Source organism: Streptomyces sp. SS8 (genome assembly GCF_054072955.1).
In genome coordinates this window covers 312529-326598 of record NZ_JBSVCZ010000001.1, presented here as the reverse complement: position 1 = coordinate 326598, position 14070 = coordinate 312529, and the positions used below count along the sequence as shown (strand labels likewise).

Sequence of the window (14070 nt, the reverse complement as noted above, 5' to 3'; positions counted from 1 at the left end):
CCGGGGCGGTGGTGGGCAGGAGAGGGGGAGGGGCCCATGAGACGGGCGCTGGTCAAGGTGTGCATCGCCGTGACCGCGATGGTCGTGGTGGCCTTCGCCGTGCCCCTGGCGCTGGTGGTCAAGGAGATGGCCCGCGACCGGGCCTTCACGGGCGCCGAGCGGCTGGCCGCCTCCGTCACCCATCTGCTCGCCGCCACCGGCGGCGACCGGGGCCCACTCCAGCGCGGGCTGGCCAGCATGCCGGCGCAGGCCGCCGGGCGGATCGCCGTGTACGCGCCCCCGGGCCGGGAGGACGGGAGCGCCGAGATCGGTGAACGCCGCCTGACCGGGGAGAGGCTGAGGTCCGCGGCCCCTCTGGAGGGGGCGGCCGTCGTGCCCGTCGAGGGCGGCTTCGTGCTGCTCCAGCCGGTCACCACCGAACGGTCGGCCGTTGTCGAGGTGTTCGTGCCCGAGGAGGAGGTCACGGGCGGTGTCACCACCGCCTGGCTCGTCCTGGCCGGCACCGGCCTGGCGCTCGTCGCGGCGTCCGTCGTCATCGCCGACCGGCTGGGCACCCGCATGGTGGGCGCCGCCGAGCGGCTGGCCGGGGCCGCGAGGGAGCTGGGCACGGGACGGCTGGCGGTGCGGGTCCCGGTGGAGGGCCCCGCCGAACTGCGCCTGGCCGCGGCCGCGTTCAACTCCATGGCCGATCAGGTCGCCCAACTGCTCGCCAACGAGAGGGAGCTGGCGGCCGATCTCTCCCACCGGCTGCGCACTCCCCTGACGGTGCTCCGCCTCAACACCGCCTCGCTCGGCGACGGCGACGCCGCCGAGCAGACGCGCGCGGCCGTGGCGCAGCTGGAGCGGGAGGTGGACCACATCATCCGCACCGCGCGCGAGCAGCGGACCCAGCCGCCGGACGCGCCGGGCGGCGGTGCCTACTGCGACGCCTGTGAGGTGATCCGGGAGCGGATGGACTTCTGGTCCGCGCTCGCCGAGGACGAGGGCCGGAAGGCGGAACTGGCCGGGGTCGGGGAGCCGGTGCGCGTCCCCGTGGCCCGCGCCGACCTCGCCGCCGCCCTCGACGCGCTGCTCGGCAACGTCTTCCGCCACACCCCGGAGGGCACCGCCTTCGCCGTGGACGTCCACCGCTCGGCCGCCGGCGACTCGGTGATAGTGCTGGTCTCCGACGCGGGGCCCGGCATCGGTGACCCCGACGCGGCGCTGCGCCGAGGCCACGGCGACGGCGGGCCCGGCTCCACGGGCCTGGGCCTGGACATCGTGCGGCGGGTGGCGGAGGCCACCGGCGGCGACGTGCGGATCGGGCGCTCGGTGCTCGGCGGGACGGAGGTACGGCTCCTGCTGTCCTCGGAGGGAGGATCCGCCGGTGGAGCGAGCCGTCGGCGCGGACACAGAGTGCGACGGGGTGTGCGCCGAAAGTCGTGATTTCTCAGCCGTTCCGTAGACCGGCCTTAAGGGAGCCATAAGTTCCCGCACGTCTGCCCGGAACGGGTGTTTCGCCGGAGTCCGCCTCGCTAGCGTGCTCCCTGTCCACGTTCCCCCTGGATCGAGGCAGGAGTGTCATGAGAAGCATCGCCGCACAGTGGCGCCGCCCGGGCGGGCGGCGGCAGCCGATCGCCGACGCGGCCGTGGCGGCGATCGTGGCGGCCGGCGGGCTGATCCTGGCCGGTACGGCGACGGCGGAGCCGGGCCCCGCGCCGTCCGCCGCGTCCGCCGCCGACCCGCCAGCCGCGGACGGCGGGGCACGGGAGGGCGCCCAGCCGCCTCCCCGCTGAACCCTCCGCCCCGGTCCCACCTGTTCCCGTCGGCCGACGGGAGCCGGCCCCCGTGAACCAGCCACCCCCCACGGCAGGCGGGGCGCAGCGGTCTCCACCCCCCACGCCCGCTGCGCCCCGCCCGCTCCGGCCGGTGTGTTCCGGTCTGGCCCGGTCAGGCCCTCCGGGCAGACCGCCCGGCCGGGTGCCTCAGTCGGCCACCGGGGCCCTCACGGCGTCCACGGCGTCCACCGCGTCCAGTGTCCCGGCCGCGGGCAGTTCGCCGGTCCGGGCGACCTCGGCGTACCACCGGGCGCTGGACTTGGGGACGCGCTCCAGGGAGTCGAAGTCCACGTACACCGTGCCGAAGCGCTTGCTGTAGCCGTACGCCCACTCGAAGTTGTCCAGCAGGGACCACAGGAAGTAGCCGCGCACGTCGGCGCCGTCGGCGATCGCCCGCCGGACGGTGTCCAGGTGGCTGTGGAGGTAGGCGATGCGGTCGGGGTCGTGGACGGCGCCGTCGGGGGACGGCTTGTCGTCGCAGGCCATGCCGTTCTCGGTGATGTAGAGCGGGATGCCGCCGGTCTCGCGGTGGTAGCGCATGAGCAGGTCGTGCAGACCGGTGGGGTCGATCGTCCAGCCCATGTCGGTGGTCTCGCCCGGGGTCTGGTGGAAGGCGATGTCCTCCGAGGCAGGCCAGGGGGACTGCTCGCCGCCGCCGTGCCCGTCCCGGCGCGGCAGCTTCCGGTCCGCGGAGGCCGAGACCAGGGTGGGGGTGTAGTAGTTGATGCCCAGGGCGTCCAGCGGCTGGTGGATGTCGGCCAGGTCGCCGTCCTTGACGAAGCTCCAGTCCGTCAGGCGCGAGGTGTCCTGGATCAGGTCCTCGTCGTACACCCCGCGCAGCATCGGGCCGTCGAAGATCCGGTTGGCCAGGGCGTCGATGCGGCGTGCGGCGTCCAGATCGGCGGGGTCGTCGGTGAGGGCCCGCACGGCGGCCGGGTTGACGCTGACGCCGATCTGCGCGCGGCCGGGGAGTGCGGCGCGCAGGGCCTGGGTGCCCAGCCCGTGGGCGAGGTTGAGGTGGTGGGCGGCGCGCAGCACGTCGGCGTGGTCGGTGCGGCCGGGGGCGTGGACGCCCGAGCCGTAGCCGAGGTAGGCCGAGCACCAGGGCTCGTTGAGGGTGGTCCAGCGCTCCACGCGGTCGCCGAGCGCGCCGGCGACCAGGGAGGCGTACTCGGCGAACCGCTCGGCGGTGGCGCGCTCCGGCCAGCCGCCGGCGTCCTCCAGCTCCTGCGGCAGGTCCCAGTGGTAGAGCGTGATCCAGGGGGTGATGCCCTTGGCCAGCAGCTCGTCCACCAGCGAGCGGTAGAAGTCCAGGCCGCGCTGGACGGCGGGGCCGCGGCCGGTGGGCTGGACGCGGGACCAGGAGATGGAGAAGCGGTAGGCGTTGAGGTTGAGGTCCGCCATGAGCTGCACGTCGTCGCGCCAGCGGTGGTAGTGGTCCACGGCCACGTCGCCGGTGTCGCCTCCGAGCACCTTGCCGGGGGTGTGGCAGAAGGTGTCCCAGATGGACGGCGTGCGGCCGTCCTCGGCGGCGGCGCCCTCGATCTGGTAGGCGGAGGTGGCCGAGCCGAACAGGAAGCCGGCGGGGAAGGAGGAATGGCTCATATGGGAGCGCTCCCATCAATGGTTGTACGGAAGGGGATGACGTGGGGGGCTGAGAGACGGGAAGGGCTGCCGGTCAGCCCTTGACCGCCCCCTGCATGATGCCGCCGACGATCTGCTTGCCGAAGACGGTCAGGATCAGCAGCAGCGGCAGGGTGCCCAGCAGTGCGCCGGCCATGATCACCGACTGGTCGGGTATGTAGCCCCGGCCCAGACCGGTCAGGGCCACCTGGACGGTCGGGTTCTGCTGGGTCAGCGCGATGATCGGCCAGAAGAAGTCGTTCCAGGCCATCACGAAGGTCAGCATGCCGAGCACGGCCATCGCGGGCCGGGCGGCGGGGAAGACCACGTGCCACACGATGCGCAGACTGCTGGCGCCGTCCACCCGCGCGGCCTCGATCAGCTCGGTCGGCAGCGCCTCCAGCAGGTACTGCCGCATGAAGAACACGCCGAAGGCGCTGACGAAGGTCGGCAGGATGACGGCCTGGAGCTGGTTGGTCCACTCCAGTTCCGCGATCGCCATGAACAGCGGCACCACGCTGAGCTGCGGCGGGACCATCATGGTGCCGATCGTCAGCATCAGCAGCAGGTTCCGGAAGCGGAACCGGAGTTTGGCGAACGCGAACCCGGCGATCGTCCCGAACAGCACGGTGCCGATCGCGATGGACCCGGCGACGATGGTGGTGTTGAGCAGCGCCAGACCCATGTTGGCGTCGGTCCAGGCGATCCCCAGGTTCTTGAAGAGGTTGCCGCCGAACCAGAAGGGCGGCGGCATCTCCGCGAGCCGGGTGTTGTTCCGGGAGGCGGCCACGGCCGTCCAGAACAGCGGGAAGAGCGCGATCGCGGTGACGAGGAAGAGCACCGCGTACGTCAGCTTGCCGCCGTGCAGCGTGCCGCCGGCGCCGCCGGCCCGTCCCCGCGCACGGGGGCGGCCGCGGCCGGTGCGGTGGCCGGCCCCGCCGGGTTCGGGTGCCGTCCGCGCGGGTGTCGCGCGGTCGGAGTCCAGCACGCTCATGAGCGCCTCCTCGCGGTCTTGCGGCCCAGCTCCCGCTTCTGCATACCGCGCGAGATCAGCCAGTTGACCAGCGCGATCAGCACCAGGATCAGGAACATCATCCAGGCGATGGCCGATGCCCGGCCCAGGTGCAGGTTGACCCAGCCCTGCTCGTACAGGTACAGGCCCAGGGTCTGGTACTGGTGGGCCGGACCGCCGCTCGCACCGCCGCCGGGGTTGAACAGCAGGGGCTCGCCGAACAGCTGTGTCGCGCCGATGGTGGAGACGACGACCGTGAACAGGATCGTCGGCCGCAGCGCGGGGATGGTGACGTGGATGAACTGCTGCCAGCGCGAGGCGCCGTCCAGCGCCGCCGACTCGTACAGGTCCTTGGGAACCGCCTGCATGGCGGCGAGGTAGATGAGGGTGTTGTAGCCGGTCCAGCGCCAGATCACGATCGCGGAGATCGCGAGGTGGGAGGTCATGCCCTCGTGCCAGTTGACGGGGTCGATCCCGACGAATCCCAGGAACCAGTTGATCATGCCGTAGTCACGGCCGAAGAGCACGACGAAGACGAGGGTCGCCGCGGCCACCGAGGTGGCGTAGGGAGCCAGCATGGCCACGCGGTAGAACGTGGCGCCGCGCAGCTTGTAGTTCAGCAGGTGGGCCAGCCCGAGCGCGATCAGCAGCTGGGGCACGGTGGAGATGATCCCGATGCTGAAGGTGTTGCGCAGGGCGTTCCAGAAGAACTCGTCCTCCAGCAGCCGGGTGAAGTTGTGCAGCCCGGCCCACTCCATGTCGGTGGGGGCCGTCAGCGACACCTTGTGCAGCGACGCCCAGCCCGTATAGAGCAGCGGGAAGAGACTGAACGCCCCGAAGAAGAGGAAGAACGGGGCGACGAAGCCGTAGGGGCTCCACTTCACGTCCCGCTGGTACCAGCGGCTGCGGCGTGCCCGCCGCCGGTCCTCGCGGGAGGAGGGGAGATGTTTGTGGCGCGGGGCCGCGCCCCCCTGCTTGACGGGGGGCGCGGACACCGGCGAACCGGTAGTGGTCACTTGTCGATCACTCGTCCAGGGCGTTGTCGACTGCCTTGGTGGCCTCTTCCCAGGCCTTGTCGGAGGACAGACCGCTGCGCTCCATCTGCAGGAGGCCGCTGCGGGTGATGTTCTCCTGGATGACCTGGTCCTTCGGGCCGACCACCTGGGTCGGGATGCCCTCGGCCGCCTTGGAGAAGATCTCACCGATGGGAGCGTCCGAGAAGTACTCGTGCGTGGCCTCGGAGACCTCGGGGGTCTCGTACGACTTCGGGGCGCTGGGGAAGCTGCCGCGCTCGGCGAAGAGCTTGGCCTGCTGGGTGGGGGCGGTCAGCCAGGCCGCGAGCTTGATCGCCTCCTCCTTGTTCTTGCCGCTCTCGGGCACTCCGAGGAAGGAGCCGCCCCAGTTGCCGGCCTTGGGCGCGGGAGCGACGTCCCACTTGCCCTCGGCCTTCTCGCCGCCCTTGTCCTGGATGTAGCCGAGCATCCAGGCGGGGCAGGAGAGCGTGGCGAAGGTGCCGTTGTTCATGGCCTTGTTCCACGAGTCCGTGAACAGCTCGTGCTTGTCGGTCATGTCCTCGGAGGCGGCCTCCGCTGCGACGTCCCAGGCCTCCTTGACGTCGGAGTTGGTCTTGTAGATGACCTCGCCCTGCTCGTCGTAGTAGCGGGTGGCGCTGGAGGAGATGGCCGCGTTGTACAGGCCGCTGGCGGAGTCGACCCACTTGACGCCCTTGGGGGCGCTGTCCATGAACTTCTTGCCGGTGTCGAGGTACTTCTGCCAGTCGCCCTCCCACAGCTTCCCGACCTCGTCGCGGTCGGTGGGCAGGCCGGCGGCCTTGAAGTGGTCCTTGCGGTAGCAGATGGCCATCGGGCCGATGTCGGTGCCCAGGCCGATGGTCTTGCCGTCGGCGGTGGTGGCCTGCTTCCACTTCCAGTCGAAGTAGTCGTCCTCGGAGACTCCGCCGGCCTTGGACAGGTCGGCGAACTTGTCCGCCTGGGTCTGGACGACCTCGGCGATGTTCGCCACCTCGATGCCCTGGATGTCGGCGAGCCCGCTGTTGCTGGCGAGGCGGGTGAGAAGCTGCGGGTAGTAGTTCTCGTTCCGCTCGACGACGCTCTGCTCGATCTTGACCTTCGGGTTGAGCTTCTCGTACTCCTCGTAGAGCCCGGCCTCCTTGAAGCCGAAGGTCCCGAAGAGACCGACGGTGATGACGGTCTTGCCCTTGCTGTCGGTTCCCCCGGCCTTCTCGCCCGAGTCGTCGTCGCTCGCGCATCCGGCGAGCAGGCTCGTGCCGATCGCCGCGGCGGCCATGAGGGCCACGGCTCGGCGGGTGGTGCGGGTCTTGCGCACTGCGTCCTCCTAGCGCCCTGACGTTTCACTCCCGGCCGTGGAAGGGTGTGGGGGACCGCGGTGACGGATGGTGCTGCGGCTCGGGCTGGAACGTGTGGGTTCTGTATGGGCCAAGTCCTTTGGGAGCGCTCCCAGACGTGATGAGTTGAAGAGTCGCGGTTCCCTGGCGCGGGTGTCAAGGGAATGGACACACTGACCCGGCGCAGTTATCCGGCTGTTAGCTTCGGTGGCTGATCGATACTGGTGCAAGGGCCGACCGGCCCTTGCGGTCGAGCCCGTACACCCTGGGGAGGCGGTCATGACAGTGAGCGGAAGGCGGGGCCAGCGGCCCACTCTGGAGCAGGTCGCCGCCTACGCGGGGGTGGGCCGCGGCACCGTCTCCCGGGTGATCAACGGCGCCGCCAACGTCAGTGACCAGACGCGCACCGCCGTCCAGCAGGCGATCGCCGAACTGGGCTACGTGCCCAACCGGGCCGCCCGGGCGCTGGCCGCGGGCAGCACCGACGCGATCGCGCTGGTCATCCCCGAGGCCGAGACCAGACTGTTCGCCGAGCCCTACTTCTCCGGCATCATCCGCGGCGTCAGCACCGAGCTCGCCGACACCGACATGCAGTTGCTGCTGACCCTGATCCGCAACCCCAAGGAACGCGACCGCTTCGCCCAGTACGTCACCGCCCACCGGGTGGACGGCGTGCTGCTGGTGTCCGTGCACGCCGACGACCCCCTGCCCGACCTGCTGGAGAGCATCGAGATGCCCGCCGTCCTCAGCGGCCGCCGCAGCGGCGACGAGCCGGTCGCGTACGTGGACTGCGACAACACCGGTGGCGCCCAGGCGGCCGTGGAACACCTGATCGGCCGCGGCCGGCGCGCCGTGGCCACCGTCACCGGGCCGCCGGACATGTACGTCGCCCAGTGCCGTCTCGAGGGGTACCGCGAAGCGCTGCGCGCCGCGGGCCTGCAGGAGGACGAACGGCTGGTGGCCGACGGGGACTTCACCGAGGAGGGCGGCCGCCGCGCCATGCGGGAGCTGCTGTCGCGGCGGCCGGACCTGGACGCCGTCTTCTGCGCCTCCGACGTGATGGCCGCGGGCGCCCGCGCCGTGCTGCGCGACTCTGGCCGCCGGGTGCCCGAGGACGTGGCCCTGGTCGGTTTCGACGACTCGACCGTCGCCCGCCACATGGACCCGCCGCTGACCAGCGTCCGGCAGCCGCTGGAGGAGATGGGCCGGTCGATGGCCAGGGTGCTGCTGGAGCAGATCGAGGGTCGCAAGGCGGGCCGGGAAGACCGCTCCAGCCGGGTGCTGCCGACCGAACTGGTCCGCCGCTCCTCCTCCTGACAGCCCGGTCTTCCGGCCTTCCGACGGCCCCGGCCGGTCGCGCGGGCACGGAGGTCATGTGGACACCGCGGTCGCGCGGGCACGGCGAAGGGGCCGGCCGGCGTACCGACCGGCCCCCATCGAGCCGTCCTACCGCTGTCGGGCGATCACTTCGGTGATCAGCCGATCGGCGGGTAGGCGTTGCGCAGCAGCTCCTCGAACTGGGCCTGGAACCAGTGGCCGGAGACCGGCGCGTCGGGCAGGGCGCCGGAGGGGCTGTTGCCGTTGCGGGCGTTGCCGCCGTAGCTGGGGTCGCACATCTGGTCGGCGCGCTTGCCCTCGTCGTTCGGGATGTCCTCGCTGGCCCCGTCCGACTCGCCCGGGGGCTTGATCCACGCGTAGGCGTCGATACCCGGAGCGGGCGCGGCCTTCGGCCGCTCACCGAGACCGGCCCCGGCCTGGTTGCACCAGTTGCCGGTGTGGATCCGGCGGTCGACGCGGCTGCCCTCGACGAAGGCGTCCAGGCTGGTCTTGGCCGCGGGGGCGCTGGGCCGGTTCGGGCCGCCCCAGCCGTTGCGGGAGGTGTCGATGATCACGCCGACATCGGAGCGGAAGCCGGCCCGGACGGCCTCCTGGCGGAAGGCCTGGGCGTAGGACTGCTCGTCGACGTAGCGGTTCCAGTCGACCCACTTGGACTGGCGCACGGAGGTGCCGTTCACCGAGTCGTTGATGCCGAAGTGCGGCTCCTTGAGCGCGCCGTAGTTGGCGACGTTGGCGGCGAAGCCGGCGACGTCGTCCGGAGTGGCGCCCTCGGCGTTGGCGGCCTCGAAGAGGAGGTCGGCGGAGGCGCCGAAGTTGTCGTCCCAGCCGAGCCAGCCGTGGTGGCCGATGTCGATGTAGTTGTAGACGTTGTCGAACTCGCCCAGCGTGGCCAGGTTGTAGCCGACGCCCTTGATGTAGTTGCCGTTGGCCAGCATCTCGTCGCAGTTCTCGGTGGCGGTGGGCCGGCCGCTGACGTTGGTGACCAGGTTCGGCAGCGAGTCGATCTCGACGATGTTCACGATGCGCAGGCCGGCGTACTTCGGGTCGCCGACGATCTCCGCGATCGGGTCGATGAACTCGTTCTTGTAGCGGTCGATCTCGTCGGGGCCGAGCTCGCCCTGGGAGGCCAGCGCGGCGCAGTCGCGGCCGGGCAGGTTGTAGGTCACCATCTGGAGCACGTCGGCGCCCTGCTCCAGGGCCGCGTCGAGGTGGTCGCGCAGACCCATGGTGTTCTCGCCCGCGGAGCCAGACTCGATGGCGGAGATGCGGTCCAGCCACACGGCGGTGGGCTGGTCGGCGATCGCCTCGCCGCCGCTCTCGGCGGCCTGCTCGGACCAGTCGGGGTTCACGTAGACCTGGGCGCCCTCGTAGGGGTTGTCCACGCGGTCACCGGGCGGGTCGGTCGGCTCGTCCGGCTCGTCGGGCTCATCGGGTTCGTCCGGGTCCTGGACGTCCACGTTGCAGGTGGTGCCGTTGAGCGTGAACGTCTCGGGCACGGGGTTGGAGCCGGAGTGCACGCCGTTGAACCCGAAGGTGGCGGAACCGCCGGCGGACAGCGTGGAGCTCCACGACGGAGCGCTCGCGGTCACGTGCGTGCCGTCCTGGGAGACGGTGGCGTTCCAGCCCTGACCGGCCTTCTGGCCGCTGTTGGCGTAGTCCCACTCCACCTTCCAGTTGCTCAGGGCGGAGGTGGCGTTGTTGGTCACGCTGACCGAGGCGGTGAAGCCGGAGTTCCACTCGTTGACGACCTCGTAGTCCACGGTGCAGACGGGGGCCGCCGCGGCGGTGCCCTGCATCATGCCACCCGCGCCGAGCACGCCGCCTATCAGCGCGCTGGCGGCGAGTAACGCCGTCCGGCGCCTGCGCGCCGGTTTAACGGTGCCTGTCATGCGATCTCTTCCTCTTCCTTCCGGTGTTCTCCGGATGACGACGGAGCCCAGCTCCGCGTTGGGGGTGCGGTCGTGTCACGGGTGCGAGTCCCGGACGGGGGGTCTTTCCGCCGCGGTGGGGAACGACCGCTGTCGTGGCGCGGAGCGAGACCTCGCTCCGCGCCCGTCTCCGGACACGGCCTCCCGGAGCGTGCTCCGGTATCGGTGCCCGGGGAGGAGAGGGGTCGGCCGGGCGGTACCGGCCGGCCGGTACCGCGGTGGAGGGCGGCGCGGAGCGCCGCGTTGCCGGTCAGCGCCCGAGGGCGCGGTGGGGGGTGCATGAAGCGGCTCCTGGTCGGTCGAACGCGCCGTCCCTGGCGCACGACTGTGGAAGCGCTCCCACTGGTTGAAGGAGAACGTAGCGCCAACTTCCGGTTGTGGCCAGAGTGCGTTCAGTAATTGGCGGAACGAATTTCTTCGACAGGGTCATCTCGTTCAGGCTCTTGACAGGTGTCATGTCCACCTTGACTCTTGGGAGCGCTCCCACTGGTTTCAGTTCCTCAGCCCCTGCGCCTTCGGGCGCCGCTCTCCCCACATCCCGAGCCGCGAGGAGGGAACCCCGCATGCGCGTGTTACCGGTACCGGACGTGCCGCCGAAACCCCCAAGAGGCAGGACCAGAAAACTGCTGGTCGCGGCCACCGCCGCGATCTCCCTGCCACTGGGCATGAGCTCGGCGCTCAGCGGTACGGCCCAGGCCGCGGCCCTCCAGTGCAGCGTGGACTACAGCAAGAACGACTGGGGCTCCGGCTTCACCGCGAACGTCACCGTCACCAACCGGGGTTCCGAGGCCATCGAGGGCTGGACCCTGACGTACGACTACAGCGGCAACCAGCGGCTCCAGCAGGGCTGGAACGGCCGGTGGTCGCAGTCCGGCACGACCGTCACGGTGCAGAACCCGACCTACAGCACGAGGATCGGCGCCGGCGCGGCCGTCACCGCCGGCGCCAACTTCAGCTACAGCGGCACCAACACCGACCCGACCTCCTTCTCGGTCAACGGCACCCGCTGCGGCGGCAACCTCTCCGCCCCCACCGCCACGCTGACCAGCCCCGGAGCGGGCGCGGTCTTCTCCGCGGGCGCCACCATCCCGCTGACGGCCACCGCGAGGGCCACCGAGTCCGGGGCCACCATCGAGAAGGTCGAGTTCTACAGCGACACCGAGCTGCTGGGCACCGACACCACGGCGCCCTACTCCTTCGACTGGGAAGACGTCCCGGCCGGCAACTACTCGCTCTACGCCGTCGCCCACGACTCCAACGGAATGTCGAGCGAGTCCACCCCCGTCGGCGTCGAGGTGACCGACGGCCCCGCCGTGGTCGTCACCCCGGCCCAGCTCGGCGTGCGCCAGGGGGAGACCGCCCGGTTCGCCGTCAAGCTCTCCAGGCAGCCGTCCGCGAACGTGACGGCGACGGTGGAGCGCACCAGCGGGAACACCGGTCTGTCCGTGGCCGACGGCGCCTCGCTCACCTTCACGCCCGCCAACTGGGACACCCCCCAGGAGGTGACCGTCGCCGCCGACGCCACCGGCACCGGAGCGGCGACCTTCACCATCAGCGCCCCCGGCCACGACGAGGCCGAGGTGACGGTCACCCAGCTCGCCGGCTCCGGCGAGGGAGGCGAGTACGAGGACCGCTTCCTGGAGCTCTACAACAAGATCTTCGACCCGGCCAACGGGTACTTCTCCCCGGAGGGCATCCCCTACCACTCCGTCGAGACGCTGATGGTCGAGGCCCCCGACCACGGTCACGAGACGACCTCCGAGGCGTACAGCTACCTCATCTGGCTGCAGGCCATGTACGGCAAGGTCACCGAGGACTGGGGCCCGTTCAACGAGTCGTGGCAGATCATGGAGGACTACATGATCCCCACGGCCGACGACCAGCCGACCAACAGCTTCTACGACCCCTCCAGCCCGGCCACCTACGCGGCGGAGCACCCGACCCCCGAGGACTACCCGTCGGCGATCGACGGCAACGTCCCGGTCGGCAGGGACCCGATCGCGGGCGAGCTGCGCAGCGCCTACGGCACCGACGAGATCTACGGCATGCACTGGCTGCAGGACGTGGACAACGTCTACGGCTACGGCAACGAGCCCGGTAGCGTCTGCCAGGGCGGACCGGAGTCGGACGCGCCGTCGTACATCAACACCTTCCAGCGCGGCTCGCAGGAGTCGGTGTGGGAGACCGTCCCGCAGCCCACCTGCGACGACTTCACCTTCGGCGGTGAGAACGGGTACCTCGACCTGTTCATGGACGACGACAGCTACGCCGAGCAGTGGAAGTTCACCAACGCCCCCGACGCCGACGCCCGCGCCATCCAGGCCGCCTACTGGGCCGAGACGTGGGCCGAGGAGCAGGGCAAGAAGTCCGAGATCTCCGCGACCCTGTCCAAGGCCGCGAAGATGGGCGACTACCTGCGCTACGCCTTCTTCGACAAGTACTTCAAGAAGATCGGCAACTGCACCGGTCCCACCTCCTGCCCCGCCGGCACCGGCAAGGACAGCGCGCACTACCTGCTGTCCTGGTACTACGCCTGGGGCGGCGCCACCGACACCAGCGCCGGCTGGGCCTGGCGGATCGGCAGCAGCCACAACCACTTCGGCTACCAGAACCCGATGACGGCCCACGCCCTGACCACCGTCCCGGAGCTGAGGCCCAAGGGCTCCACCGCGGTGTCGGACTGGGAGAAGAGCCTCCAGCGCCAGGTCGAGTTCTACCGCTGGCTGCAGTCCGACGAGGGCGGCATCGCCGGCGGCGCGACCAACAGCTGGGAGGGCGACTACGGCACCCCGCCGGCCGGCACCCCCACCTTCTACGGCATGTTCTACGACGAGAAGCCCGTCTACCACGACCCGCCGTCCAACCAGTGGTTCGGCATGCAGGCCTGGTCGATGGAGCGCGTCGCCGAGCTCTACCACGAGACCGGCAACGCCATGGCCGAGGAGGTCCTGGACAAGTGGGTCCCGTGGGTCCTGTCCGAGGTGACGGTCAACCCGGACGGCAACTACCAGATCCCGTCCACCCTCCAGTGGTCGGGCAAGCCCGACACCTGGAACCCCTCCAACCCCGGTGACAACTCGGACCTGCACGTGACGGTCCGCGACTACTCCACCGACGTCGGCGTCACCGCGGCCCTGGCCAAGACCCTGATGTACTACGCCGCCAAGTCCGGCGACGAGGAGGCCAGGACCACCGCCAAGGCGCTGATGGACGCCATGTGGGACCACCACCAGGACGCCATGGGCATCGCCGTGGAGGAGACCCGGACCGACTTCGAGCGGTTCGAGAACCCGGTGTACGTCCCCGAGGGCTGGACCGGCACCATGCCCAACGGCGACAGGATCGACTCCGACTCCACCTTCCTGTCGATCCGCTCCTTCTACGAGGACGATCCGCAGTTCAACAAGGTGGAGAGCTACCTGAACGGCGGCGAGGCGCCGACGTTCACCTACCACCGCTTCTGGGCCCAGGCGGACGCCGCTCTCGCCCTGGCCACCTACGCGGACCTCTTCGGCGACCAGTAGCCGCCGAGGGGGATGAAGCCGGCCCCCCGGTCCGGTCTGGTCGACGGCGGCCGCACCGGGGGCTCCCAACCCGTACCACCGGCGGCACCGGTACGAGCGGTGCCGCCGGCCGGTGACGAGCCGGAGCGGTGGTCCGTCCGTCCCCGCCTCTCCACCGCCCGGCCGCACCACCCGACGGCCGCGGCCGTCCCGCACCGGCACCCGGGAACGCACCGGGTGCCGCACGCGGGGCGGCCGCGGCCGTCTCCGGTGCCTTCCGTCGTCCTTCGCCCCTCACCGCCCTCCCGCCGCCTCCCGCCTTCTCCCGGCCCGTCGGGTCCGGGAGGTGACCGCGCGCCAGATGGGCGGCCGACGGCAGCGCCTGCCGGGTGGTTTAGTCCATTCACCTGTACGGGGATTGTCACCCGACGGACCGTCCGGGACCGCAACCGCGCCCGTGGAAAGGCGGGTTCACGCACCCGGA

At 70.9% G+C, this 14070-nt stretch carries 9 protein-coding genes; 4 read left to right on the top strand and 5 right to left on the bottom strand.

Annotation, left to right across the window (positions count from 1 at the left end; genetic code table 11):
- The first annotated feature begins 36 nt into the window (after window positions 1-36).
- A complete protein-coding gene (locus ACW69E_RS01345) occupies window positions 37-1425 on the top strand; it encodes an ATP-binding protein (protein WP_457496311.1) in 1389 nt (462 codons plus the stop codon).
- A 137-nt stretch (window positions 1426-1562) separates the two neighbouring features.
- On the top strand, window positions 1563-1775 hold the full coding sequence (locus ACW69E_RS01340) for a hypothetical protein (RefSeq protein WP_457496310.1): 213 nt from the start codon (window positions 1563-1565) through the stop codon (window positions 1773-1775).
- A gap of 189 nt (window positions 1776-1964) precedes the next feature.
- On the opposite strand, the gene ACW69E_RS01335 is transcribed toward ACW69E_RS01340, so the two are convergent.
- From ACW69E_RS01335 to ACW69E_RS01320, 4 genes are all read right to left on the bottom strand, one after another.
- Entirely contained in the window at window positions 1965-3422 is a 1458-nt protein-coding gene (locus tag ACW69E_RS01335; protein ID WP_457496309.1) for a GH1 family beta-glucosidase, read from the bottom strand.
- 73 nt (window positions 3423-3495) lie between these two features.
- Complete coding sequence (locus ACW69E_RS01330; RefSeq protein WP_457496308.1) at window positions 3496-4434, bottom strand: carbohydrate ABC transporter permease; 939 nt, start codon at window positions 4432-4434, stop codon at window positions 3496-3498.
- Entirely contained in the window at window positions 4431-5447 is a 1017-nt protein-coding gene (locus ACW69E_RS01325) for a carbohydrate ABC transporter permease (RefSeq protein WP_457496307.1), read from the bottom strand. Before ACW69E_RS01325 ends, ACW69E_RS01330 begins: the two co-directional genes overlap by 4 nt.
- 28 nt (window positions 5448-5475) lie before the next feature.
- Window positions 5476-6759, bottom strand: a complete 1284-nt coding sequence (locus ACW69E_RS01320) for an ABC transporter substrate-binding protein (protein WP_457496397.1) — start codon at window positions 6757-6759, stop codon at window positions 5476-5478.
- 337 nt (window positions 6760-7096) lie between these two features.
- Between ACW69E_RS01320 and ACW69E_RS01315 the strand changes: the two genes are divergently transcribed.
- Complete coding sequence (locus ACW69E_RS01315; RefSeq protein ID WP_457496306.1) at window positions 7097-8134, top strand: LacI family DNA-binding transcriptional regulator; 1038 nt, start codon at window positions 7097-7099, stop codon at window positions 8132-8134.
- 158 nt (window positions 8135-8292) lie between these two features.
- Here the strand turns inward: ACW69E_RS01315 and ACW69E_RS01310 are convergent, their stop codons facing one another.
- Window positions 8293-10044, bottom strand: a complete 1752-nt coding sequence (locus ACW69E_RS01310) for a glycoside hydrolase family 6 protein (RefSeq protein WP_457496305.1) — start codon at window positions 10042-10044, stop codon at window positions 8293-8295.
- A gap of 602 nt (window positions 10045-10646) precedes the next feature.
- Between ACW69E_RS01310 and ACW69E_RS01305 the strand changes: the two genes are divergently transcribed.
- Entirely contained in the window at window positions 10647-13607 is a 2961-nt protein-coding gene (locus ACW69E_RS01305; RefSeq protein WP_457496304.1) for a glycoside hydrolase family 48 protein, read from the top strand.
- Window positions 13608-14070 lie beyond the last annotated feature (463 nt).

Excerpts from the sequence above, each read along its gene's own strand:
- ACW69E_RS01345 (WP_457496311.1), top strand. The coding sequence starts at position 37 with ATGAGACGGGCGCTGGTCAAGGTGTGCATCGCCGTGACCGCGATGGTC.
- ACW69E_RS01340 (WP_457496310.1), top strand. The coding sequence starts at position 1,563 with ATGAGAAGCATCGCCGCACAGTGGCGCCGCCCGGGCGGGCGGCGGCAG.
- ACW69E_RS01335 (WP_457496309.1), bottom strand. The coding sequence starts at position 3,422 with ATGAGCCATTCCTCCTTCCCCGCCGGCTTCCTGTTCGGCTCGGCCACC.
- ACW69E_RS01330 (WP_457496308.1), bottom strand. The coding sequence starts at position 4,434 with ATGAGCGTGCTGGACTCCGACCGCGCGACACCCGCGCGGACGGCACCC.
- ACW69E_RS01320 (WP_457496397.1), bottom strand. The coding sequence starts at position 6,759 with ATGGCCGCCGCGGCGATCGGCACGAGCCTGCTCGCCGGATGCGCGAGC.
- ACW69E_RS01315 (WP_457496306.1), top strand. The coding sequence starts at position 7,097 with ATGACAGTGAGCGGAAGGCGGGGCCAGCGGCCCACTCTGGAGCAGGTC.
- ACW69E_RS01310 (WP_457496305.1), bottom strand. The coding sequence starts at position 10,044 with ATGACAGGCACCGTTAAACCGGCGCGCAGGCGCCGGACGGCGTTACTC.
- ACW69E_RS01305 (WP_457496304.1), top strand. The coding sequence starts at position 10,647 with ATGCGCGTGTTACCGGTACCGGACGTGCCGCCGAAACCCCCAAGAGGC.